General features: G+C 54.3%; 20 protein-coding genes. 10 read left to right on the forward strand and 10 right to left on the reverse strand.

The window, feature by feature from the left end; translation table 11 throughout:
* Window positions 1-58: 58 nt before the first annotated feature.
* The 8 genes from JQU52_RS09735 to JQU52_RS09770 form a co-directional block, all read right to left on the reverse strand.
* Entirely contained in the window at window positions 59-2,299 is a 2,241-nt protein-coding gene (locus tag JQU52_RS09735; protein WP_230338294.1) for an SDR family NAD(P)-dependent oxidoreductase, read from the reverse strand.
* 86 nt (window positions 2,300-2,385) lie between these two features.
* Window positions 2,386-3,135 carry a DUF4241 domain-containing protein gene (locus tag JQU52_RS09740; protein ID WP_230338295.1) on the reverse strand — a complete coding sequence of 250 codons (750 nt, stop codon included), beginning with the start codon at window positions 3,133-3,135 and terminating at the stop codon, window positions 2,386-2,388.
* 39 nt (window positions 3,136-3,174) lie between these two features.
* Entirely contained in the window at window positions 3,175-3,969 is a 795-nt protein-coding gene (locus JQU52_RS09745) for a thymidylate synthase (RefSeq protein WP_230338296.1), read from the reverse strand.
* 338 nt (window positions 3,970-4,307) lie between these two features.
* A complete protein-coding gene (gene dusA / locus JQU52_RS09750; RefSeq protein ID WP_230338297.1) occupies window positions 4,308-5,336 on the reverse strand; it encodes a tRNA dihydrouridine(20/20a) synthase DusA in 1,029 nt (342 codons plus the stop codon).
* Between the two features lie 137 nt (window positions 5,337-5,473).
* Complete coding sequence (locus tag JQU52_RS09755; protein ID WP_230338298.1) at window positions 5,474-6,919, reverse strand: dihydrolipoyl dehydrogenase; 1,446 nt, start codon at window positions 6,917-6,919, stop codon at window positions 5,474-5,476.
* Window positions 6,920-7,069: 150 nt separating this feature from the next.
* Window positions 7,070-7,801, reverse strand: coding sequence for a glutathione peroxidase (locus JQU52_RS09760; RefSeq protein WP_230338299.1), 732 nt, complete (start codon window positions 7,799-7,801; stop codon window positions 7,070-7,072).
* A 460-nt stretch (window positions 7,802-8,261) separates the two neighbouring features.
* Window positions 8,262-9,851 carry a YdgA family protein gene (locus tag JQU52_RS09765; protein WP_230338300.1) on the reverse strand — a complete coding sequence of 530 codons (1,590 nt, stop codon included), beginning with the start codon at window positions 9,849-9,851 and terminating at the stop codon, window positions 8,262-8,264.
* A complete protein-coding gene (locus JQU52_RS09770) occupies window positions 9,848-10,099 on the reverse strand; it encodes a hypothetical protein (RefSeq protein WP_230338301.1) in 252 nt (83 codons plus the stop codon). The genes JQU52_RS09765 and JQU52_RS09770 overlap by 4 nt, the downstream gene beginning before the upstream one ends.
* Window positions 10,100-10,113: 14 nt before the next feature.
* Between JQU52_RS09770 and JQU52_RS09775 the strand changes: the two genes are divergently transcribed.
* A complete protein-coding gene (locus tag JQU52_RS09775; RefSeq protein ID WP_230338302.1) occupies window positions 10,114-11,304 on the forward strand; it encodes a DesA family fatty acid desaturase in 1,191 nt (396 codons plus the stop codon).
* Window positions 11,305-11,412: 108 nt separating this feature from the next.
* On the opposite strand, the gene JQU52_RS09780 is transcribed toward JQU52_RS09775, so the two are convergent.
* On the reverse strand, window positions 11,413-12,069 hold the full coding sequence (locus JQU52_RS09780) for a hypothetical protein (RefSeq protein WP_230338303.1): 657 nt from the start codon (window positions 12,067-12,069) through the stop codon (window positions 11,413-11,415).
* Window positions 12,070-12,248: 179 nt separating this feature from the next.
* Between JQU52_RS09780 and JQU52_RS09785 the strand changes: the two genes are divergently transcribed.
* From JQU52_RS09785 to JQU52_RS09795, 3 genes are all read left to right on the forward strand, one after another.
* Window positions 12,249-12,614, forward strand: a complete 366-nt coding sequence (locus tag JQU52_RS09785) for an arsenate reductase (protein WP_230338304.1) — start codon at window positions 12,249-12,251, stop codon at window positions 12,612-12,614.
* Window positions 12,611-13,351 (forward strand): UDP-2,3-diacylglucosamine diphosphatase, encoded by a 741-nt coding sequence (locus JQU52_RS09790; RefSeq protein WP_230338305.1) that lies wholly within the window; start codon window positions 12,611-12,613, stop codon window positions 13,349-13,351. The genes JQU52_RS09785 and JQU52_RS09790 overlap by 4 nt, the downstream gene beginning before the upstream one ends.
* Window positions 13,352-13,467: 116 nt before the next feature.
* Window positions 13,468-15,186, forward strand: coding sequence for a proline--tRNA ligase (locus JQU52_RS09795; RefSeq protein WP_230338306.1), 1,719 nt, complete (start codon window positions 13,468-13,470; stop codon window positions 15,184-15,186).
* A 125-nt stretch (window positions 15,187-15,311) separates the two neighbouring features.
* Here the strand turns inward: JQU52_RS09795 and JQU52_RS09800 are convergent, their stop codons facing one another.
* Window positions 15,312-16,034 carry a class I SAM-dependent methyltransferase gene (locus JQU52_RS09800; RefSeq protein ID WP_230338307.1) on the reverse strand — a complete coding sequence of 241 codons (723 nt, stop codon included), beginning with the start codon at window positions 16,032-16,034 and terminating at the stop codon, window positions 15,312-15,314.
* 143 nt (window positions 16,035-16,177) lie between these two features.
* Here JQU52_RS09800 and JQU52_RS09805 point away from each other — a divergent pair, with 143 nt between their 5' ends.
* The 6 genes from JQU52_RS09805 to JQU52_RS09830 all read left to right on the forward strand — a co-directional run bounded on the left by JQU52_RS09805 (window position 16,178) and on the right by JQU52_RS09830 (window position 23,595).
* Complete coding sequence (locus JQU52_RS09805) at window positions 16,178-18,214, forward strand: LysM peptidoglycan-binding domain-containing protein (protein ID WP_230338308.1); 2,037 nt, start codon at window positions 16,178-16,180, stop codon at window positions 18,212-18,214.
* A gap of 200 nt (window positions 18,215-18,414) precedes the next feature.
* Complete coding sequence (locus tag JQU52_RS09810; protein ID WP_230338309.1) at window positions 18,415-19,818, forward strand: L-serine ammonia-lyase; 1,404 nt, start codon at window positions 18,415-18,417, stop codon at window positions 19,816-19,818.
* Between the two features lie 241 nt (window positions 19,819-20,059).
* Entirely contained in the window at window positions 20,060-20,383 is a 324-nt protein-coding gene (locus JQU52_RS09815) for an HLGFF motif protein (RefSeq protein ID WP_230338310.1), read from the forward strand.
* A gap of 3 nt (window positions 20,384-20,386) precedes the next feature.
* Window positions 20,387-20,593 carry a cbb3-type cytochrome oxidase assembly protein CcoS gene (gene ccoS, locus JQU52_RS09820; RefSeq protein ID WP_230338311.1) on the forward strand — a complete coding sequence of 69 codons (207 nt, stop codon included), beginning with the start codon at window positions 20,387-20,389 and terminating at the stop codon, window positions 20,591-20,593.
* On the forward strand, window positions 20,590-21,912 hold the full coding sequence (locus JQU52_RS09825; protein ID WP_230338312.1) for an MFS transporter: 1,323 nt from the start codon (window positions 20,590-20,592) through the stop codon (window positions 21,910-21,912). The genes ccoS and JQU52_RS09825 overlap by 4 nt, the downstream gene beginning before the upstream one ends.
* A gap of 456 nt (window positions 21,913-22,368) precedes the next feature.
* Entirely contained in the window at window positions 22,369-23,595 is a 1,227-nt protein-coding gene (locus JQU52_RS09830) for an MFS transporter (RefSeq protein WP_230338313.1), read from the forward strand.
* The last annotated feature ends 54 nt before the right edge of the window (window positions 23,596-23,649 follow it).

The raw sequence follows: 23,649 nt of genomic DNA on the forward strand, positions 1-23,649 counted from the left end.
TTCTGCTCAAAATCTGCTGCACGGCTAAAATGTGAACAGACCCTAGATTTGCCGTGTGTTAGCGCATCAATATATATCGGAATACCAGCCGGGTTAGCCATTCCGGTGTCCAGTCGCGCAACACACAGACAATGCTGAATTTTAAGCCAACAGGGCGGTGCACTCGTGGTGATTGGATTTGGCGCAAGATGGTTTTCACCACTGCATCGGCGGGCAGTTTGCTGCTGCCGGCCAAGCGCTGCATAATCGGTGAAACCATAGCTTGCGATTGTACCATCGGGGTATCGATTACCGGCGGCAGAATATCGCCCACATGAATGCCGAATGTTGCCCATTCCAAATTCAGGGCTTCGGTGAGCCCTTTTACGGCAAATTTAGAGGCACTGTAGCTGCTTTGCCATGGCACGCCGTATTGGGTGGCGGCGGAGCTCATATTGATAATCTGCGCCTGCGGCGTTTGTTTTAAATATGGAAACGCGGCGTGGCAGGCATAAAACGTGCCGTTCACATTCACGTCGAAGGTGCGTTGGTGCGCCGTAGGATCCATATCTTCGCTGTGCACAATCTGCATAATGCCGGCGCAGTTCAGCAGCAAACGCAAATAGCCGTGATTTTTGGCTGCAAAATCATCGATAACGCTTTTTACCGCTGCGGCATCGCATACGTCCAGCGCATAGCAATGCACCCGTTGGCCATCCCAGTTGGCGCTTAATGCCGTTAGAGCATCAATGTTTTTATCGGCCAAACCCACATGCCAGCCTTGGGCATACAGTGCCTCGGCGGTGGCACGGCCGATGCCGGAAGCGGCACCGGTAATCAAGGCGTTGCGCGCCAAGGGCATGGCACTGCCGTTGTGCAGATATTCTTGCGCCTTAAAGCGCCGCGTTAGCCAACGGAAGCTAAAGGTAAAGCCTTGCCAGTTGGTGACGTTTTTGCCGTTTTCGAGCACATAAATGCTGCTGCAGCCGCTGTTCCACACTGTTTTGCGTAAATTGCGCTGCAATTTTTGATTATAGGCTGCCTGAACTTCCGCCTTCACTTCCAGCGCCGCCAAGGCGTATCGGCGCGCATAAGCCATGGCTTGGGCAATATAGCCGATTTGGCATTCCAGCATATACACAATCGAATTGTGGCCAAGATTGGTATTGGGGCCATACAGCATAAAGAAATTGGGAAAACCATGCACACAAGTGCCCAAATAGGCTTCGGCACCGTGTTGCCAAACATCGCTTAGCACACGTCCGTCGCGCCCTTCGATATGAATGGGAAACAGAAAGCGGGTGGTGTGAAAGCCGGTGCCCAGCAACAACACATCCGCCGCAAAAAACCGCCCTTGCTGGTCGGTAACGCCATCGGCGTTAATGGCGGCAATGCCGTGGGTATTGAGGGTTAAATTGCTGCGGCACATGGCGGCGTAGTAGTTGTTGGCCAGCAAAATGCGTTTGCAGCCCAAAGCATAGTCGGGCGTGAGCTGGCTGCGTAATGCCGTTTGGCCAACCTCGCGCTGAAGATAATGGCGCCAACGCAGGCGTATCAGCTTCATGCCGGGCTTAAAGTGGCGAAAGCCGAAAAAACGCCATTCCGCCCCCAGCCAAGTGAGCAAGCGGCTCAGCCGCAATAAACGCGGATAACGGGCAAAGCGCTTTTTCTCGGCATCGCTGTAGGGGCGGTCGTTTTTGGGCAGCACATAGGGAGCAGAGCGTTGATATACGGTGGTGTGGCGAGCCAGCGCTGCCACTGCGGGGATAAATTGAATCGCACTGGCGCCGGTGCCAATCACGGCAATGTTTTTGTCGCGCAAATCATAATTGGCATCCCAACGTGCGGAATGGAATATCGGCCCGGAAAAATGTTCTATGCCGTGGATTTTAGGCATCACCGGTATATTTAACTGCCCGGTGGCGCTAATCAGAAAACGCGCCAGCATCACCTCGCCTTGCGTATCTTCCACCCGCCAGCGTTGCACATCGTGCCGCCATACGGCGGATTTGACTTCGCGCTGGTATTCGATGTGTTGCCCGATGCCGAAATGGCGGACGCAATCGTGTAGATAAGCTTCGATTTCCGCTTGCGGCGCATAACGGCGCGACCAATCCGCTTTGGGGTAAAAGGAAAAAGAATACAGATGCGAAGGGATATCGCAAGCACAGCCGGGGTAATGATTGTCGTGCCAAGTGCCGCCCGGTGCGGGCTGCTTTTCCCAAATACAAAAACTGCCCAAATTATGCTGCTTCAGCTTGACCGCCATGCCGATGCCGCCAAAACCGGCGCCAATAATCAGTGTTTCGGTTGCGCGCATGGCTTTTCCTTTCAGGCAGCCTGAAGAAATCATTCGGCTATGATTGCACTTTATTCGTTGAATTTGAGATTGAATCAAGCATCTGCTTAGTCTACATCATCAACATAAGTGGCGGCTACATCTATAAACTCAATCACCAGTTGGCATAATTGATTTTGGCGGTCAAAGCCAAAATACACCGGGTAGCAGCCATCGCCAAAACCACTCTGGAACATGGTGATGTGATATCGGGTGCCGGGAATTTGCCAATTAAGCCAATCACCATCCCGGCGCTGATAGGCTGGTGCATCCAGATAGCTTTGGCGGAATAGGGCGGCAAAATAATCATCGTATAAATTGCCGTTTGGATGTTGCCGGTACCAATGCTCGCTAAAATCGCAAAAAGCATCGCGGCTGGCGGTGTCGGCAATACAGGCCAAGCCCGAATCAACATTAAAGCCGAAAAAATCACCGGCTTCCAAGTCATCAGTTAAATTTTCGTGGCCGATAAGCGCCTCTTCAAAACGCACCGCCAATTCAGGCGTAAAGCGCACCCGCACGGCGGCATAACGTGCGCAATCTTCGGCGGTAGGCATGACCACACAGGCTTCGGTGTCATATTCACCCGGTGGAACATGCAAATAATAAGGTTGTTCATCACGACGCAGATAAACCAATGGGTCACGCACCAGTACTTGGCCTGTGGGTAAAGAAACCGGGCCTAAACTGATGCGGGTGAGATTTTGTGTGCCAATAGTGGTAAAAGCAGGATCGAAATAGCGATTCAAATCAACGGGCGGGCGTAACAAATGCTGTTTTTGCGCTAATTGCGCCAGCCATTGCGAGCTAGGGGACATATTGTTTTCCTTCACAATCGTAGGCTGCCTGAAAATGGTTTACACCGCCACCGCCGCCTTAATATGCGCATCCGGCTCATAACCGACCAACTCAATATCCTCAAAGGTAAAGGCAAACAAATCGTTTACCGCAGGGTTGAGCTTGAGTTCAGGCAGCTTTTTCGGGGTGCGGCTTAATTGCAGCTCAGCCTGTTCGAAATGGTTGCGGTATAAATGCGCATCGCCCAAGGTGTGGATAAATTCGCCCGGCTTAAGGCCGCATACTTGCGCCACCATCAGCGTGAGCAGGGCGTAGCTGGCGATATTGAAGGGTACACCCAGAAAAATATCGGCGCTGCGCTGATAAAGCTGGCACGACAAACAGCCATCGGCCACGTAAAACTGAAACAGCGCATGGCAGGGCGGCAGCGCCATTTCGTCTACCAATGCCGGATTCCAAGCCGACACCATTAAACGGCGGCTGTTGGGGTTGGTTTTGATTTGCTGCACCACATTGGCGATTTGGTCAATATGGCCGCCGCCGGGCGCGGGCCAAGAGCGCCACTGGTAGCCGTATACCGGCCCCAAATCGCCGTTTTCATCCGCCCATTCGTCCCAAATCGACACGCCGTTGGCTTTCAGGTAGCCGATATTGGTGCTGCCCTGCAAAAACCACAGCAGCTCATGGATAATCGAGCGCAAATGCAGCTTTTTGGTGGTGAGCAGGGGAAAGCCTTTGGCCAAATCAAAACGCATCTGATAACCAAACACCGAGCGCGTGCCGGTGCCGGTGCGGTCAGCTTTATCGGTGCCGTGGGCGAGTACATGGCGCATTAAATCGTGGTATTGCTGCATAGCAAGGCTGCCTGAAAGTCAAAACAGCGGTATTGTAACATGGCAACAGGCTGCCTGAAGCGGGCAGGGTGGTCATGAATCCGGCATAGTATTGTGCTATATTTTGGCCGACTTAGCGGCCTGCCGGCGTTTTATATCAACCCGTTTTCCAACGGCTTGGGCATGGATTACGACGCAGCGGCATCACCACCGTGTATTTTGCCGACACCGCCGCCGCCTCACTTAATCGCGCCGAGCAATTCCCGAAAATGCCGTTTACGAAGTAGGGGGCGGGTTTTATGCCCGCCTGTTTTTAGTGGCAGTAGCTACGGTTAGCGCAACATACCGTAGGCATGGGCTCAGTCTTTCACCGCCACTTGCGCCCAAGCCGCCAAAATCAGCTCGGCATCGTTGTGCTTGAGCAATGCCGCATCCGACAACATACGCCGCCATTGCCGTGCGCCGTTTAAGCCATGCATCAGCCCCAAATAATGGCGTGCCATGTGGCGCAAGGTGATGCCGGTATTGGCCGCAATTTGGCCGGCGGCGTAATCGTGCAATATGTGTACCAATCCGGCGTGGTCGAGGGCAGGGCGGTGGTCGCCGTAAAACACGGCATCCCAATCGCGCATCACCATCGGATTATGATAGGCCTCACGCCCCACCATCACGCCGTCTACATGTGCCAAATGGCCGGCGATTTGCGCTTGGGTAGTGATGCCGCCGTTGATGATGATTTCCAGCTGCGGAAATTCTTGCTTCAGCCGGTAAACATAGTCGTATTTCAGCGGCGGAATATCGCGGTTTTCTTTGGGCGACAAGCCATCCAGCCAAGCATTGCGCGCATGTACGATAAAGGTTTTACAGGCGGTTTTACGGCTGAGGGTGCCGACAAAATCGGCCACCACTTGATAATCACTCTGCCGATCCACACCAATGCGGTGCTTTACCGTCACCGGAATTGCCACCGCGTCTTGCATCGCATTCAGGCAATCGGCCACCAAATCGGCTTCATTCATCAGGCAGGCGCCAAAGGCGCCTTTTTGCACCCGCGGGCTGGGGCAGCCGCAATTCAGATTGATTTCATTATAGCCCCAAGCCGCCGCAGTGGCCGCCGCCTGCGCCAAAGCCGCAGGTTCGCTGCCACCCAATTGCAAGGCCAATGGCTGTTCGCCATCGTTAAAACGCAAAAAACGCCCGGCATCGCCATGATTGATGGCACCGGCATTAATCATTTCGGTATACAGCCAAGTATGGCGGCTGATTTGGCGTGCCATATGGCGGTAGTGGTGATCGGTCCAATCCAACATCGGTGCCACCGAAAGGCGGCGGCTGCCTTGGTAATCAATAAGTTGCTTGTTTTTACTTGGGTTTTCTTCGGTTTGCATAAGGTTTTCGCATTAGGGCATGTGTGCCAAGGGCGAATTTTAGCCTTTTGTGCCGGTTTAGTAAAAACAAAGCAAGGCTACCTGAAACATTCTGAGTGGAAATTCAGGTAGCCTTGGTCATACGAATTAAGCCGAACTTAGGCACCCGGGCATTCATCGCAATCGCGGCTGAATTTGCCGCTTAAATCCAGCCGTGAAAACACATCGCGCAGCGCCGTGCGCAAGCCTTCTTCGATTACCGGATGGTAAAACGGCATTTCCAGCATTTGTTGGATGGTCATTTTTTGCTGATGCGCCCATGCCAATAAATGGGCGATGTGTTCGGCCGCCGGCCCCACCATTTCTGCACCCAAAAAGCGGCCGCTGCCTTGCTCGGCATACACGCGCAGATGGCCGCGGTTTTTCAACATTACCCGGCTGCGGCCTTGGTTTTTAAACGATACTTCGCCCACCACCACGCAAGCGGGGTTTTTAAAGCTGTCGCGCACCTGGGCATAACGCATGCCGATAACGGCAATTTGCGGGTCGGAAAACACCACGCCAATCAGGCTGCGGCGCAAGCCGGGCTTAATGGCCGGATAAGTACAGGCGTTTTCACCGGCAATTTTGCCTTGGTCGCTGGCTTCGTGTAGCAAGGGCAGTTGGTTGGAAGCATCGCCGGCAATAAAAATATGCGGGATGCTGGTTTGCATGGTGAGCGGATGGGCTTTGGGCACACCGCGCTCATCGCGTGCAATGTCGATATTTTCCAGGCCGATATTGTCGGTATTGGGTTTGCGGCCAATGGCAGCGAGCAGATAATCGGCACTGATGCTGCCTGAAACGCCGTTTTCACGGTAGTTCACCACCACTTTGCCGTTGGCATCAAGCGAGACTTCGGTTTGCGCATCCAGATGCAGATTCAACTCCTCGCCAAACAGGGCGCAAGCTTCTTCTAGCACCACCGGGTCGCTGATGCCGCCCAAGCCGCCGCCGATGCCGAAAATATGCACCTTTACGCCCAAGCGCTGCAAGGCTTGCCCCAATTCCAAACCAATCACACCGGGGCCGAATACGGCAACACTTTCAGGCAGCGTATCCCAAGCAAAAACATCATCGTTAATCAATAATTTATCGCCGAGCGCTTGCCATTGCGGCAGCACAATCGGCCGCGAGCCGGTGGCAATCACAATGCGTTCGGCTTGGATTTGGGTGTGCTCGTCGATTTGCACCGTATGCGCATCAATAAAACGCGCAGCACCGATAATGCGCCGCTCGGCAGGCCATTCATGCACATCTTCCACCACAAAGCCAACAAAGCGGTCGCGCTCGGCTTTCACCCGCTGCATCACTTCGGCACCGTTCACACGGATATCGCCATCAATATGCACGCCAAAAGGGGCAGTGTGGGCGGCATGATGTGCCGCTTCGGCAGCGGCAATCAACAGTTTGGAGGGCATACAGCCCACGCGCGCGCAAGTGGTGCCGAAATGTTGGCTTTCAATTAAATACACATCATCGGTGTGGGTGCGTGCGGCGCGAAAAGCACCCATACCGGCCGTGCCGCCACCCAAAACCACCACTTCAGCTTTTATTTTTTTCATTAAAATTCCTAAATTATTAGATTTTTACTATTGATTAAGCTTGAAAAAAGAGTTATTCAGGCAGCCTAAATAGGTAATTAGGCTGCCTGAATAACCCTGTCGGATTATTCAGCTTCAACCACCGCGCAGGCAGTGGTTGGATAAGCAAAATCAAGAAGCTAGGTATTGATCCAGCTCTTCGCTGCCGCCGATATAGCGGCCACCGATAAACACTTGCGGCACGCTGGTTTTGCCGGTGATGGCGCGCACGGATACGGTGGTGGCGTCTTTGCCCAACACGATTTCTTCGTATTTAATGCCTTTGTCTTGCAAAGCCTGTTTGGCTTTGGCGCAGAACGGGCAGCCCGGCTTGCTGAACACAGCCACAGACGGGTTGTCTTGCCAGCTGGGGTTGATGTGCTTGAGCATGGTATCGGCATCGGATACTTCAAACGGATCACCGTCTTTTTCCGGCTCGATAAACATTTTTTCTACCACGCCATTTTTCACCAGCATGGAGTAGCGCCATGAGCGGTCACCAAAGCCCAAGCCGTTTTTGCTCACCAACATGCCCATGCCTTGGGTGAATTCACCGTTGCCATCCGGGATTACAGTGATGTTTTCGGCTTCTTGGTCGGCTTTCCAAGCATTCATGACAAAAGTATCGTTTACCGATACGCACAAAATGTCGTCCACACCGTTTTGTTTAAACTCAGCGGCCAGCTCGTTGTAGCGCGGCAAGTGGGTAGAAGAGCAGGTGGGAGTGAAGGCGCCGGGCAGTGAAAACACCACCACGGTTTTACCGTTGAACAGCTCATCGGTGCTCACGTCTTTCCAAGCATCGCCGACACGGGTATGGAATACCACGCTGGGGATTTTTTTACCTTCATTATTGGCTAACATACTTAACTCCTTATTAAATTAAAGTGAACCAGAGGGATTTGATTTCAAACCGCCATTCTATAGCGCTGCGCCGGCTTTGTATAATTTGCAATCTTAATACGGCCAGTTGATTAACGCTATGATTTGGCGCGTTTAAACCAAATCAGTATTTTTAGCGCTAGCGGTTTGCCGTTTTATTGCTGCTTGCAGCGTCTCAACTGTTTTATATGTCTTAATGACTTGATTTTACCGCTCTTGAAAAATCGCTTGTTGGAATTTCGACAATTGTGTTTTGTGTCTGCCTGCCCAAGCCAAACAGCCGATTCAATGCTGCTGAAATACGGCATAATAATTTAACATAATATATCTTATGCGAAATTATTAACCGCCCATTTTCATATCCATCATCATCACATACAAAAAGCTGCCTGGAAACCCTATTCGGCTTTCAGGCAGCTTGATTAAAACACAAACATGGGAATCATGGTGTTGCCGATGCGGCACTGGCGCTGGTGGCCGCTGCGGGTGCGCTGGCGGCTTCCGGTTCCCATTCCGGCTCCGACTCGGCGGCAAATTTTTTGCCGTTAAGCGTCAGTTCATTTTGGTGGATGTTGATTTGGGTGCTAACGGCACCGTTGTTATCCACGTTCAGGTAGCCGTCTTGCTGCATGGTTTTGATGGTGCTGGACACCATTAAGCGGATGGTGTTGTTGATGTCGATCAGTGCTTCTTCGCCACCGGCGCTTTCATCCACAGTGAAAATATTGCGCGCTTGGCGCACGGCCAATTCTTCCAGCAGTTTTTGCGGCACGCTCAAATCCATGGTGGCTTCGGTTTTACGCAACATGCTGTTGGCGTGCTGCATATCATCGGCCGTTAGGCCGTTAAAGCGCACTTGGCCATGCACGTCCACCAAACCTTCGGGCATTTGGAAACGGAAAGTTTCCAGTTTGATTAGCGGGTTTTGGGTAAACAAGCCCAAGCCTTCGGTGCGGGCTGCCTGCACAATGGCGTCTTGTAAGGCGGTTTCGTCCAGATTTTGGCTGGCCAACTCGGTGAGCTTGTGTTTCAAGGCCAGCAAGCTGGCGGCATCCAAATGCTCGGCGCTGGCCTTGATTTCTAAGGGGCCGTAAACATCGTTGCCATAGTGCAGCTTGGCAAAACCAAACTGGCCTTGGCTATTAATCCACTGCCCGTCTTCGCTCATGTCGGTGGCGAAGGACAACTCATCGAGCACGATTTTCGACGGCGGCACGCTGCCGTTGGGGTTGATAAACGCACCGATTTGCAAATCGGTAAGCAGGTTCACCAATTCGTTTAATTTCAGGTCGTAGCTCACCCCTTCATGCCATTGCAGCGACAATTGTTTTAGCTGCAAACGGCTGTTGCCCAAGGCGATTTGGTTGTTGCCGTCTTGAGTGTGGGTGCGGATGTCCAGCCCGGTATAGGCTGCTTCGCCTTTGTCGGCCAGAATCATGCGCAAGCCGGGGTTGGTGGTGTGGGTGTCGTAGCTGCTAAAACCGGCGCTGTAGTCCATTTGGCTTTGCAAGCCTTGCCAGGCCAGCTTAATACCCGACAATTCTTCGTAATCGAATGCGGGTATTTCCAGCGTCATATTGCCGCTGCCGGATAAATAAATGGTGTTGTGCAAGGTGGCCGGTTTTTGTTGGCCGAAAAAGCGCATCAGAATTTTGTCGGCTTCGGGTGAAAAGCGCAATTCGGTGTCCACTTGCGCTCGCACCGGCTTGAGGCTGCCTGCAAACAGACCGTGGCGCACATGGCTTACCAATGTAATCGGCTCACGCAAAATGGTTTGGATGTTGTCGGGCAGCTGTTTTTGCACGCTGGCCAAGAAGCTGGGCTTGAAGCGCACCACCGTGGTCTCGGTGGAGGAAAACCAACCGCGCTGGTAATCGTGTTGCTCCACCTGCAAAAATGAGGTTTTGGCCAGCAAGGCTTGTTGCTCTTGCAGGCTTTGTTCGGCCTTGATGCCCAGATAATACGGCAACCCGGCCAATAGCAACAACACAGCTGTAAGCAACAGCGCCAAGACCCACAAACTTTTTTTCATGCTAACCCGTACTCTGCTATCGAAAAACGCTTAAGGATAACACCAAACCCGCTGTTTTGTCGCTGGTGGCGGGCGCGGTCAGCCCCTACTCCGGCGGTGTTTACACGCTTTAGCATTTCCATACATGTGATGCCATCACCCGATAAAGTAAATTTAGAACAAAAACCCTTGGTTTCAAGTAGCACTTCTATATAATGACCTGCTGCTGGTGCAAAGCCTGCAACGGCCATTTTTATTTTGAACTGCAAGGAATCAATTTGCTATGTTGGATTTTTTAAGTCACGGCTTGCTTAACTTGCCCTGGTGGGGCGTATTGTTGTGCGCGCTGGCATTCACACAAACCACCATTGCGGCGGTCACGCTGTATCTGCACCGCAGCCAAGCCCATCGCGGGGTGGATTTTCACCCGCTGGTAAGCCACTTTTTCCGCTTTTGGCTGTGGCTGACCACCGGCATGGTAACCAAAGAATGGGTGGCCATCCACCGCAAACACCATGCCCGTTGCGAAACCGAGGCAGACCCGCATTCGCCGCAAGTATTGGGCTTGAAAAAAGTGCTGGCCGAAGGCTCTGAGCTTTATCGCGCCGCTGCTAAAGACGAAGCCATGTTGGTGCAATTCGGCAAAGGCACGCCCGACGACTGGATGGAACGCAATGTCTACACGCGCCACTCCACCGTGGGCATCACCATCATGTTCATAGTCAATGTATTGTTGTTCGGCGTGATTGGCATTGCCATTTGGGCGGTGCAAATGGCGTGGATTCCCATTTGGGCTGCCGGTGTGATTAACGGCTTGGGGCATTATTTCGGCTACCGCAATTTTGAAAACGAAGACGCGTCCACCAACTTAATCCCGTGGGGCTTCTGGATTGGCGGCGAAGAGCTGCATAACAACCACCACACCTTCGGCACCTCGTGCAAGTTTTCCTACCATTGGTATGAGTTCGACATCGGTTGGATGTATATCTGCATTTTGCGCAGCCTGAAGCTGGCGCAAGTGCGCAAAGTAGCGCCCAAGCTGGGCTTGCAGGCACAACACACGCTCAGCGTTGATACAGTGCAGGCCATTATCCACAACCGCTATTTGCTGGCCATGCGCTACTCCAAGCAGCTGCACAGTGATTTGGCCGCCGAAATGGCCAAAATCAAGCACGACATCACCCTGCCCGACCCAGCCAAAGCGTTTGCCAAATGGCTGCAAAAAGAACCGGCCTTGCTCAATGCTGCCGAACAGCAGCAATTGCAAGCGCTCACGGCACAAAGCCCGATGCTGGACAAAATTTACCGCATGCGTCGCGACTTGAGTGAGCTGTGGGGGCGCTCGAGCTTAAGCAGCGAAGAATTGGTACAAAAGCTGCAAGCATGGTGTCAACAAGCAGAAAATTCCGGCATTGAAGCCTTGTCGCGCTATGCGCAAGTATTGCGCCAAGCCAAAACCATTCAGGCTGCCTGAAAACGAAGTTTCTGCGAAGCTAAAACGAAGCTAAAACCAGATTATCAGTAATAAACACAAAAGCAGGGCTTGCGCCCTGCTTTTGTGTTTATGTCCATATTGGCAATATCAGCGCAATTCGCGCAAATCACGCCAACCCTGATTGGTGAGCACCAAGGTAACGCTTTGGCGTTGCGGCGCTTCCACGCGTTCGGCCAATTCTTTATCGCTGTTTTTCAGCAATTTTTTCACCCATTTTTCCGGCACCAGCTCCGCTTGGTACACCACTTTGGAAATGGTTACGCCATTGGCAGCAGTAGGCTCGGTAAACAGCACTACATCGGCCACTTTTTGCGTGCCTAAGCACAGCAACGGGCCGTGCGGGCTGGGTAGCACCTGATTGTCGCCTTTTTCGGTGCGGTTAAACACCGCCACCGGAATGCTGGCACCGCCCAAACCCACGGCTTGGGTGATGTCTTCGCCCTGAGTATACAAATCGGCATCCACCAACACCTCCATCTGCTTCAGCGCCTCCTTATTGATGCGGCTGCCTTGGGTGTTTTTTAGCGGAATGCGAATTTGCTTATCCCCCAGCATACCGCTGGCCATTGCATCAATGCCTTGCTCGGCATCCATACCCACGCCCAGCGGCAGACAAACCCGTTCCTGCCCGGCAAAATCGTTAATCGCTTTTTCAAAATTGCTTTTGCTGGCTTCCTGCTTGCTACCGCAAGCGGCCAACAAAGCCGCCATACCGGTCAATGCCAGCCATTTAATCGGTTTCATACCTTGCCTTTCGTGCCTGAGTCGGTGAAATTCAGCGCTAAGCATACTGCCGCGGACAGTGCTTGGCAATGCCGAGCAGCGGTATTTTGCACTGCTGCTACGGCTATTGTGTTGCGCCGCAGCGGGTGGCGGCTATAATACGCGCTGCGCCTGAGTCTGACACCACAAGGATTATGCCCATGACCCGTATTTACGGCATCCCCAATTGCAGCACCGTCAAAAACGCCCGCACTTGGCTGGCCGAGCACAACATCGCCGCCGAGTTTACCGATTTCAAAAAACAAGCGCCCGATGCCGAACTGCTGCAAAGCTGGTTGGCACAAGTGCCGCTGGCCACCTTGATTAACCGCAAAGGCACCACTTGGCGTAAATTAGACGCACAACAACAAGCCCAGGCCGACAATCCCGGCGATGCCATCGCCTTAATGGCGACACAGCCTTCTTTAATCAAGCGCCCGGTGCTGGTGCACCAAAACCAAGTGCACGTGGGCTTTAATGCCGCCCAATACGCCGCTATTTTCAACCTGCCGAGCACCGCCGCATGAGCCAAACCGTTTTGATTGCCGACTTACACCTGTCGGAACACACCCCCGCGCTGAATACCCTGTTTGAAGGCTGCCTGAAACAATGGCAAGGCCAAATCGACGCCTTGTATATTCTGGGCGATTTTTTCGATGCTTGGGTGGGCGACGACGACGACAGCGATTTTATCCGCCACATCAAAACCATGCTGGCCGATTTTGCCCGCCATACGCCGCTGTATGTCATGCACGGCAACCGCGATTTTTTGCTCGGCGCTGATTTTGCCACCGCCACTGGCGCCACCCTCTTGCCCGAACGCACCCAAATTACGCTTTATGGCCAGCCCTATGTACTGGTGCATGGCGATGAGCTGTGCACCGACGATTTGGCTTATCAGCAATTCCGCCTGCAATCGCGCCACCCGCAATGGCAAGCGGCGATGCTGGCCAAACCCTTGGCCGAGCGGCGCGTACTGGCGGCGCAAATCCGCCAAATGAGCGAAAGCCGCAAAAGTGCCGAAGGCAAAAGCGAAATTGCCGACGCCACCGAAGCCGGCGTGCTGGCACTGATGCAGGCATACGCGGCCACCCCCATGCCCACGCTGATTCATGGCCACACCCACCGCCCCGCAGTGCATCAACATCAACTGAACGGCCGGCCGTTTACCCGCCATGTACTGCAAGACTGGCACGGCCACAGCGGCGGTTATCTCACCATAAACGCCGAGCATGGCGTGCAAAGCCATTTATTATCTGCATAAACATACTTTAAAAGGCTGCCTGAAAACCTTTTCAGGCAGCCTTTTAATATTCAAACCCGCCCCTGCCCAAGTTTGCGCTCATCCGCTACAATAGCGGCTGTTTTTGGAGAACCCACATGAAAGCCAGCCAGTTTTTTATTTCCACCCTCAAAGAAGCCCCTGCCGAAGCCGAATTGCCCAGCCACAAGCTGATGCTGCGTGCCGGTTTGATTAAACGCGTGGCCAGCGGCCTGTATACCTGGATGCCGATGGGCTTACGGGTGGCGCGCAAAGTGGAAGCCGTGGTGCGCGAAGAAATGAACCGCGCCGGGGCGGTGGAAATGCTGATGCCCATCGTGCAGCCGGCCGAATTATGGCAAGAATCCGGCCGCTGGGAATTTTACGGCAAAGAGCTGCTGCGCCTGCAAGACCGCCACGAGCGTGATTTTTGCTTTGCCCCCACTTGCGAAGAAGTGATTACCGACATCGTGCGCAGCGAAGTGCGCTCCTACAAGCAATTGCCGCTCAACTTCTACCACATACAAACCAAATTCCGCGACGAAGTGCGGCCGCGCTTCGGCGTGATGCGTGCGCGCGAATTTGTGATGAAAGACGCCTATTCTTTCCACAGCGATTACGATTCGCTCAAACAAACCTACCAAGACATGTACGACGCCTATTGCCGCATCTTCGACCGCTTAGGGCTGGATTACCGCCCGGTGGCGGCAGATACCGGCAGCATCGGCGGCACCGGCTCGCACGAATTCCAAGTGCTGGCCGACTCCGGCGAAGACATCATTGCCTACAGCGATGCATCCGACTACGCCGCCAACGTTGAATTGGCCGCCACCCTGCCCTTGTCCGGCCAACGCGCTGCCGCCACTCAAAGCTTAGCCAAAGTGGCCACGCCGAATATCAAAACCATTGCTGCACTGGTGGATTTTTTAGCCGTGCCGATTACGCAAACGCTGAAATCCATTGTGGTGGAAGGCGAAGCCGAGGGCGAGCTGGTGCTGCTGCTACTGCGTGGTGACCATCAATTCAACGACATCAAGGCCGAAAAACTGCCCGGCGTGAAAGCCCCGCTCACCATGGCCGGTGCGGCGGCGATTCAGGCAGCCTTCGGCGCCAACGGCGGCTCACTCGGCCCGGTGGGCTTTAAGGGGCGCGTGTATGCCGATTTTGCCACCGAAAAAGGCGCGGATTGGGTGATTGGCGCCAACGAAGACGACTGCCATTACACCGGCTTTAATTTTGGCCGCGATGCCGCCGAACCGACATTTGCCGACTTGCGCAATGTAGAAGCGGGCGACCCCAGCCCTTGCGGTTCAGGCAGCCTCAAGCTCGCACGCGGCATTGAAGTAGGCCATGTGTTCCAGCTGCGCCAAAAATACGCCGAAGCCATGAAAGCCACTTTCCTGGATCAAAACGGCAAAAGCCAGATTATGGAAATGGGCTGCTACGGCATCGGCATCACTCGCATTGTGGCCGCCGCCATTGAGCAGAATAACGACGAACGCGGCATTGTTTGGACCGACACCATGGCGCCGTTTACGGTGGTGATTGTGCCGATGAACTACCGCAAGTCCGACACCGTCAAAGCCGCAGCCGATGATTTATACGCCGCATTACAAGCCTTGGGCGTGGACGTGCTACTGGATGACCGCGACGAACGCGCCGGCGTGTTGCTCAACGACAGCGAGCTGCTGGGCATTCCCCACCGCATCGTTATCGGCGACCGCGCCTTAAAAGAAGGCATGGTGGAATACCAAAACCGCCGCGCCAGCAGTGCTGAAAATGTGGCCATTGATGCGGTGGCCGCCCAAATTCAGGCAGCCTTGCATGCAGGGCAGTAATGCCTTGAATGAATAACTGAAGATACGCTTCTATTTGCAAAAGGCTGCCTGAAATGTAAAACCGTCATTGTCGAACTAACTGGATTCGGCAATCCAAATAAAAACGGACGCTTTGGTGTCCGTTTTTATTTGCCCCAATGCTTGGAACAAGGGCTCGCCCCCACCAGCTGCAAATCCTTCAACTCACGCAACTGCTTGGTCAGCTTGGCATCCGGACGCACCGAGAGCACTTCCTTGCCCGCCACCAGCCCGTACACCGCCGCCTGATGCGGCCACCAGCGGTTGCCCATGTATTCAATGGCCGACACCGGCGCTTTGGGGCGGCGCATCCACGGCCAGCCATACGCCATAAAACTGCCCTCTTGCAAACTCAGCCCGGCTTGCGCCAGCCATGAACGCACCGTGCCCACACCGTGTAAATCCAAATCACGGCACAGGCTGCGCCCATTCAAACGCCAATAGCCGGCCGGATTTAGCCCGGTGAGCAGCAAACGCCCATGTGGCATCAACACCCGCTGCAATTCGGCCAGCCATTGCGGGGCATATGCAGCCACTTCCAGCCCGTGCGGCAGCACCACCACATCAAAGCTGTTTTCCGGCCACGGCAAAGCCATTGGCTGGGCGCATACATCGGCCTGTGGCTGGTGATGCTGATACACTTTGTGGCGAATGGCAGCGGCATGCTGTAGCAAAGGCCATTGCGGCCAGCCAATTTGCAAAGCAGTTTCCCCCGCCGCCACCGCCAGCTTGCGGGCAAAAAAATCCGCTTCCGCTACGGCCACATAGCGGCCAAACGGGGTGGCAAACCAATTTTCCAATTGCCGGTATCGCACCATCTCGGTTTGCATCAAAGCTTGCTTTCTCCTGTGTGTGCCCACGCGGTTTTTTGCGTTGGGTCAGCCAACTGTAAAACTTATGGTCACCACCTTGACACCATCAAGGCTAAACCTTTAGTATTCATGCGATTTTTATGCAACCATCGGCCTTATTCATGACCAAACTCAAAACCATTGCGCTGGCACTTGCCGGCCTGGTATTCACCCCCACCCTCACCTTGGCCCAAAGCTACAACGGCAACACCATCGGCTTGGCGCTGATGAACCTGAACGCCGCCACCTTGAAAGGTGCACCCTACACCATGGGTGATATTTGGGGGCGCTTGCGCCAAGACTTCCGCATGGGTGAAGTCAACCCTGAGCTGGTGCGCCGCCACGAGCAATATTATGCCAGCCGCAGCCCGTATTTTAACCGCACGATTGCCCGCAGCCAGCCTTATTTGTACCACATTGTATCAGAAGTGGAAAAACGGCAGATGCCGGCGGAAATTGCCTTATTGCCGTTTATTGAAAGCGCTTTTGTTACCAAAGCCAAATCGCATGTGGGCGCTTCCGGTTTGTGGCAGTTTATGCCCGCCACCGGCCGCCATTATGGTTTGGAACAAACCGCGCTGTACGATGGCCGCCACGATGTTTACGCCGCCACCGATGCCGCACTGAACTACTTGCAATACCTGCACGGCCTCTTTGGCGACTGGTCTTTGGCACTGGCCGCCTACAACTGGGGTGAAGGCAGCGTGGGTCGCGCCATCGCCCGCGCACAAGCACAAGGGCTGGATCCGGTGTATGAAAATCTGCGCATGCCCGACGAAACCCGCAACTACGTGCCCAAACTCTTGGCCGTGCGCAATTTGATCAACAACCCGCAAGCATTCGGGCTGGACTTGGCCAAAATCGACAACAAGCCTTATTTTAAAGTGGTGGATGTAGACCAGCCGCTTGATATTCAGGCAGCCGCCCGCTTGGCCAATATTTCCGAAACCGAATTCCTCAGCCTCAATCCGGGCTTTAACCTGCCGGTATTCATGCCCAAAACCAGCCGTAAAATGCTGTTGCCGGTGGCAGCAGTATCGGTATTCGAAAAAAATTACCGCCAAGCCAATAAAGATGAGCTGTTGTCGTGGGATGTCTATACTGCCTACAGCAGTACTTCGCTGGCCGATATTGCCGCCCAATCGGGAATGAGTGTGAGCGAAATCAAACGCTTGAATAAGCTGAGCGGCAACAACATTACCGCCGGACGCAGCCTGCTGCTGGCCAAAAACAGTCTCAGCTCCGGCGTAGCCGCTTTTAGCCGTGTTGACGATACCGATCCGCTGCTGGCACAAGCCTTGGCACAGCCAGATATGAAACCCGTGCTGGCACCGGCGGCTGCCGCATTGGCGGTGGTGAGCGTGCCTCAAGCACCAGCACCCGCGATTACCAGTACAACGCCGCAAGCAGCGCCAAGCAGCGCCAGCACCACCGCAGTAACCGCACCTGCCCGCATGTTGGCCGATGCTACGCCTGCCGCGGCAGCGCAAACCTTGGCCAATAGCGTAGTAAGTAGCTCTGTTGACACCACGGAAAACCTGCCCGATACCGCCAATAATGTACTGGCTAATGCCGACACCCGCACCGATGCGCCAGTACAGGCGGCCACCGAACACAACGACCCCTTGCTGGCCTTGGCACAAACGGCTACTGTTAACACCACTGCTACACCCGTAGCCGATATGGATGTGCGCGCTTCCGTACAAGCTGCACTGGCCAAAGCCGAAGCAGAAGAAGCCAAGGCTGCCCGTTTGGCTACCGCCGAAAACAGCCGCCGCCAAGCCGCCAGTGCCGCGGCAACGCCCAGCACCCATAAGGTAAAAAGCGGCGATACACTGTTTTCCATTGCCCAGCGCTACAATTTGAACGTGGCCGATTTGGTGAGTGCCAATAAGCTTAAAGGCAGCAGCATCCACAGCGGCCAAGTATTGAATGTGGCTTTGAACAGCAAAGGCGCCAACCAAGGCAAGCTTCAGGCAGCCTCAGGTAAAGGGCGCACCAAAGCGGCAGCCCAGCCCGCATCGTATACGGTGAAAAAAGGCGACACCCTACACGCGATTGCCAACCGCTTTAATGTGCCGGTGGCTACTTTGCAAAAGCTAAACAAAACCAATGCTGCTTTGCAGCCGGGTCAAAAAATTAAACTCACCGGAATTTGAACCCATTTAAATTTAAACTGGCAGCATAAAAGGCTGCCTGAAACCGCAAACCCCGCCCCGTGGCGGGGTTGTTTTATTGCAGCGCACGATAAGCCGCCATGCCGCCGTAACCGTCTTCGGCTATACTTGGCCGCCAAGCGCTCACAATAAATGTAATCATCTGCTTGGATTGAACCACACACCACTTAACGGAATACACCATGATCAGCATCGGCGATATTTTCAAAATCGGCTTGGGGCCGTCCAGCTCGCACACCGTCGGCCCCATGAAGGCGGCCGCGGCATTTGTTAGCACCTTGCAGCAACAAGGCTGCTTGGCGCAGGTGCAGCGCATTGCGGTGGAAATCTATGGCTCATTGGCACTCACCGGCATCGGCCACGGCACTTTTGACGCCGTGCTGCTGGGCTTGGAAGGCTCTTTGCCCCACAGCATCGATTTAAACGGCATTCCCGAGCGGTTGGCCCGCATCAACAACAGCGGCAGCCTGCACTTGCCCGACGGCCACGCGCTGCCGTTTGAAGTGGCGCGCGACTTGGTGGTGCGCATGGACGAAAGCCTGCCCAAACACCCCAACGGCCTGATTTTTACCGCTTACAACGCCGCTGAAGAATGCGTTTATCGCGAGGTTTATTATTCGGTGGGCGGCGGCTTTATCGTTACCGATGCCGAATTCGGCCAGCACGATGCCCACCCCACACCAGTGCCATACCCTTTCAGCAACGGCAACGAACTGTTTGCGCTGTGCCGCGAACACGGCCTGAGCGTGGCGGAATTGGTGTTGGCCAACGAAGCCGCGCTGGCCGGTTGCGATGCCGCTGAAATCAGCCGCCGCACCTTGGCGCTGGCACAAGTGATGTTCGACTGCGTTGAGCGCGGCCTGCACACCGACGGCACCTTACCCGGCGGCCTGCACGTACACCGCCGCGCGCCCAAGCTGGCGCAAAAGCTGCAAAAACTGCACGATGCCAACCAAGTGAACACCCACCTATGGCCGTTGGTGTACGCCATGGCGGTGAACGAAGAAAACGCCGCCGGCGGGCGCGTGGTCACCGCCCCCACCAATGGCGCGGCCGGTATTGTGCCGGCGGTATTGTCGTACTACCGCCGTTTTCACCCGCGCCAGAGTGATCAAGGCGTGGTGGATTTTCTGCTCACCGCCGGAGTGATCGGTATTCTGTATAAAACCAACGCTTCCATTTCCGGTGCCGATGTGGGCTGCCAAGGTGAAGTGGGCGTGGCCTGCTCTATGGCTGCCGGGGCCTATGCGGCGGTGAGCGGCGGCAGCTTGCGCCAAGTAGAAAACGCCGCCGAAATGGCAATGGAGCACCACCTAGGCCTCACTTGCGACCCGGTGGGCGGGCTGGTGCAAATCCCCTGCATTGAGCGCAACGGCATTGCTGCCGAAAAAGCGATTAAATTGGCCGGTTTGGCCTTGCTGGAAGATGGCGACCATCAAAAAGTAAGCTTGGATATGGTAATCCAAACCATGCTGCAAACCGGGCGCGATATGAAATCCACCTACAAAGAAACCTCTTTGGCCGGATTGGCCAGCACACTGAAGAAAAAAGCGGTGGCGGTATCGGTGCGGGTGGTGGAGTGTTAGAATCATGGGCTTGGGCTGCCTGAAACCTTAAACCCTATGTAGGTCGAATTCTTGAATCCGACGCTTGTTCGAAGAGCAAGGCATTTATGTTTTGGGCCTAAACGGCCAAATGTCGGATTCAAGAATCCGGCCTACGCTGATAAACCAAACAGCCCTGTTCAGGAACAGCGTAACTAAGCTTTACAAAGGCTTTGGCCTATTCATACAAATACCTCACTCTTTTATTTCATAAGCCACCTTTATGCATTATTTCACCATCAACAGTGAAGACAACCGCCATCTGGGCTTTTTGGTACTCATGGCCGACGATGAAAACGACAGCGCCGCCACCAGCGGCTGTTTTGCTGTTAAAGCCCAAGCCGAAATGGCCGACCAGCAAGCTTGTCCCGTTTTGTGGCGGGCATTGCACAAGCTCAGCGCCATCAACCCCCTGTATTGGCAACAGCACGGCGATAGCGTGCGCCTGCTCGACAACAACGGCGAGCCCATCGGCCATTTGCAACAGCAACACCTCAAGCTCAACGGCCAGCACTTTGTGCTGCAAGACCTCAGCGGAACCCTGTAAACCATGGAAAGCATCTACATTCTGATTCCCATCAGCATCATTTTGGCGTTTGTGATCGGCTATTTTTTTTGGTGGTCGGGCAAAAGCGGCCAATTTGACGACTTGGAAGGCCCCGGCCACCGCATTTTAATGGACGACGATAAACCGCCGCAGCAAACCAAACCAGCCGATACCCCGCCCGCCGATTCCGATACCACACCACGCCCATGAACACACCGCTCCCGTCCGGCCAATTTGCCTTTGCCAAAAGCCGCCGTTTTGCACCGCTGTTTGCCACCCAGTTTTTGGGGGCGTTTAACGACAATTTATTCAAAACCGCACTGTTTGTGCTAATCAGTTTTTACGGCCTTGGCCAAAACAGCGTGCTGCCCGCCAGCCAAATGCTCAATTTGGGCGCCATGCTGTTTATTCTGCCTTATTTCCTGTTTTCCGCCATCTCCGGTCAGCTCAGCACCAAATACGACAAAGCCGTGCTCGCGCGCATCATAAAGGGTATGGAAGTGCTGATTATGGCGCTGGCGGCGGTGGGCTTTTGGCTGCAATCGGTGGTTTTGCTGTTGCTGTGCCTGTTTTTGATGGGGATGCAGTCCACCCTGTTCGGCCCGCTCAAATACGCCATTTTGCCCGACTATCTGCGTGAAAAAGAGCTGCTGGCAGGCAACAGCCTGATTGAAAGCGGCACTTTTTTGGCCATTTTATTTGGTCAAATTCTCGGCACCATCGTGGCCGGCGCACCGGCAGGCGTGGTGATTGCGCTGATTATGCTGGTGGCGCTGCTGGGGCAAGCCAGCAGCCTGTATATGCCGCGCGTGGCCGCCAAAGCCCCCGATACCCGCGTCGACCCGCACATCGTGCGCAGCACCTTCGATTTGCTGCGCCAAACCCGCGCCCAGCCGCCGCTGTGGGTGGCGATTATCGGCATTTCCTGGTTTTGGTTTATCGGCTCGGTGTACACCACCCAACTGCCCACCTTCACCCGCCTGCATCTGGGCGGCAATGAAAATGTGTTCAACCTAATGCTCACCCTGTTTTCATTGGGCATCGGCAGCGGCTCGATTATTTGCGCCAAGCTCAGCCATCAGCGCCTGCATTTGGGGCTGATTGTGCCGGGCACCGTGGGCATGAGCCTGTTCGGCCTGCTGTTGGTGTGGCTCACCCACGGCCAACATTACAGCGAAACCGCCGGTATCTTCACCTTTTTGGCACAAGGCAATGCTTGGGCGGTGATGCTCACCATTACCCTGATTGGCTTTTGCGGCGGCTTTTTCTCGGTGCCGCTGTACACCTGGCTGCAAACCGCCAGCAGCGACACCTTCCGCGCCCACGCCGTTGCCGCCAACAATATTGTAAACGGCCTGTTTATGGTGGTGGCCGCCCTGCTCAGCGCCTTGCTGATTTGGCTGTTCGACAGCATCACCCTGCTCTATTTAATTGTGGCCATCGGCAATATCTTGATTTTGGGCTATTTATGGCGCTACGGCACGGCAGTGCGCGAAGATGTATTGGCGTTTTGGCGTGGGCGTAAATAAGGTTTCAGGCAGCCTTTGGTAAGTAGTCAGTTAATTCCGTAAGTCGATTCAGTGCATACATGCGGTTACCGCGCGTTATCTAAACGTAACTGCATCTTCTTGATAAACAAGCAGCCCCGCATCAGCGATGATGCGGGGCTTTGTTATGGCATTTGCGCCAACCAAAACGGCCACCGCCTTTGCGGGTGCGGCATGAGTGAGTTTTACGAAAATCTGCGTCTGCCGATTTTACCGCCGTACGCCCTAGTCGAAAGAATTAGCCGCGCTGCCAATTCGGCTTAGTGGCGTCTATGCCGATGCTGTGCCATCCACCCCATTCATGCCAATCGGCAATGTTTCCCTATAAGGGTAAGTTACGGTCTGGGCGCTGATGAGTGGCGTTCAGATAAAAACCGTATTGCGCTCCTGCTTGAACATCAGGAAATGCGCCGATAAAACCAGGAAAGGATGGGGCACATGGCCTCGGAAACCTATAAACGCTATTCTGTGCTGTTTGCCAGCACTTTGTCTTTTACCGTCTGCTTTATGATTTGGATGATGCTGGCGGTGGTGGGGATTCCGGTAAAGCAGCAGTTGGGGCTGTCTGAAACCGAATTCGGTATTTTGGCGGCCACGCCGGTGTTGTCCGGCTCGCTGATTCGGGTGCCTTTGGGCATCTGGACCGACCGCTACGGCGGCCGTATTGTGCTGTTTTTGCTGATGGTGGCTTGTGTACCGGCAATTTTTCTGATGCAGTATGCCAGCTCGTTTTGGCATTTTCTGCTGATTGGCTTGGTGATGGGCTTGGCCGGGGGCTCGTTTTCGGTGGGCACGCCCTATGTGGCACGCTGGTTTCCCAAAAATCAGCAAGGTTTGGCGATGGGGATTTTTGGCGCAGGCAATGCCGGCAGTGCGGTGAATAAATTTGTGGCACCGGCCTTAATTGCCTACGGCACTTGGCACTTTGTGCCCACCGTGTATGCCGCGGTAATGCTGGGCACGGCCATTTTGTTTTGGTTTATGAGCTATAGCGATCCCAAACATTTGGTGTCTTCAAAAGTATCGCTTAAAGAACAGCTGGCCTTGCTGAAAGACCCGGGCGTGCTGCGCTACAGCCAATATTACTCGGTGGTGTTCGGCGGCTATGTGGCGCTGGCGCTGTGGATGACCAAATACTATGTGGGCGAATACGGCTTAAGCTTGCAAACGGCGGCTTTTCTGGCGGCTTGCTTCTCGCTGCCGGGCGGGGTGTTGCGCGCGGTGGGCGGTTATTTATCCGACAAATACGGTGCTTACAAGGTAACTTGGGCGGTGATGTGGGTGTGCTGGGTGTGCTTCTTTATTTTGTCTTACCCGCAAACCGAAATGGTATTGCACACCAAAAACGGCCCTATGGGTATGCACATCGGCTTGAATGTGGTGGTGTTTACGGTGTTGATGTTCACCGTGGGCGTGGCCATGGCGGTGGGTAAGGCGTCGGTGTTTAAATTTGTGGCCGACGACTACCCCACCAATATCGGTGCCGTGTCCGGCGTAGTGGGGCTGGCGGGCGGCTTGGGCGGCTTTTTGCTGCCGATTATGTTCGGCATGCTCGAAGACGCCACCGGCATCCGCTCCACTTCGTTTATGCTGCTGTACGGCACGGTGTGCGTGTCGTTGATTTGGATGCACTTTTCATTTAAGGCCAAGCGCACCACGGCCTAATTGAAGGCTGCCTGAAAACAATGGCTGTTTTCAGGCAGCTTATCCCCACAACCG

This window comes from Paralysiella testudinis (genome assembly GCF_016894345.1).
Lineage (GTDB): Bacteria > Pseudomonadota > Gammaproteobacteria > Burkholderiales > Neisseriaceae > Paralysiella > Paralysiella testudinis.

Bases quoted from the DNA above. Each gene is read 5' to 3' on its own strand.
- JQU52_RS09755 (WP_230338298.1), bottom strand. From the start codon at position 6,919: ATGAAAAAAATAAAAGCTGAAGTGGTGGTTTTGGGTGGCGGCACGGCC.
- JQU52_RS09760 (WP_230338299.1), bottom strand. From the start codon at position 7,801: ATGTTAGCCAATAATGAAGGTAAAAAAATCCCCAGCGTGGTATTCCAT.
- JQU52_RS09780 (WP_230338303.1), bottom strand. From the start codon at position 12,069: ATGAAACCGATTAAATGGCTGGCATTGACCGGTATGGCGGCTTTGTTG.
- JQU52_RS09765 (WP_230338300.1), bottom strand. From the start codon at position 9,851: ATGAAAAAAAGTTTGTGGGTCTTGGCGCTGTTGCTTACAGCTGTGTTG.
- JQU52_RS09735 (WP_230338294.1), bottom strand. From the start codon at position 2,299: ATGCGCGCAACCGAAACACTGATTATTGGCGCCGGTTTTGGCGGCATC.
- JQU52_RS09740 (WP_230338295.1), bottom strand. From the start codon at position 3,135: ATGTCCCCTAGCTCGCAATGGCTGGCGCAATTAGCGCAAAAACAGCAT.
- JQU52_RS09815 (WP_230338310.1), top strand. From the start codon at position 20,060: ATGCATTATTTCACCATCAACAGTGAAGACAACCGCCATCTGGGCTTT.
- JQU52_RS09795 (WP_230338306.1), top strand. From the start codon at position 13,468: ATGAAAGCCAGCCAGTTTTTTATTTCCACCCTCAAAGAAGCCCCTGCC.
- JQU52_RS09775 (WP_230338302.1), top strand. From the start codon at position 10,114: ATGTTGGATTTTTTAAGTCACGGCTTGCTTAACTTGCCCTGGTGGGGC.
- JQU52_RS09825 (WP_230338312.1), top strand. From the start codon at position 20,590: ATGAACACACCGCTCCCGTCCGGCCAATTTGCCTTTGCCAAAAGCCGC.
- JQU52_RS09790 (WP_230338305.1), top strand. From the start codon at position 12,611: ATGAGCCAAACCGTTTTGATTGCCGACTTACACCTGTCGGAACACACC.
- JQU52_RS09810 (WP_230338309.1), top strand. From the start codon at position 18,415: ATGATCAGCATCGGCGATATTTTCAAAATCGGCTTGGGGCCGTCCAGC.
- dusA (WP_230338297.1), bottom strand. From the start codon at position 5,336: ATGCAAACCGAAGAAAACCCAAGTAAAAACAAGCAACTTATTGATTAC.
- ccoS (WP_230338311.1), top strand. From the start codon at position 20,387: ATGGAAAGCATCTACATTCTGATTCCCATCAGCATCATTTTGGCGTTT.
- JQU52_RS09800 (WP_230338307.1), bottom strand. From the start codon at position 16,034: ATGCAAACCGAGATGGTGCGATACCGGCAATTGGAAAATTGGTTTGCC.
- JQU52_RS09785 (WP_230338304.1), top strand. From the start codon at position 12,249: ATGACCCGTATTTACGGCATCCCCAATTGCAGCACCGTCAAAAACGCC.
- JQU52_RS09805 (WP_230338308.1), top strand. From the start codon at position 16,178: ATGACCAAACTCAAAACCATTGCGCTGGCACTTGCCGGCCTGGTATTC.
- JQU52_RS09745 (WP_230338296.1), bottom strand. From the start codon at position 3,969: ATGCAGCAATACCACGATTTAATGCGCCATGTACTCGCCCACGGCACC.
- JQU52_RS09830 (WP_230338313.1), top strand. From the start codon at position 22,369: ATGGCCTCGGAAACCTATAAACGCTATTCTGTGCTGTTTGCCAGCACT.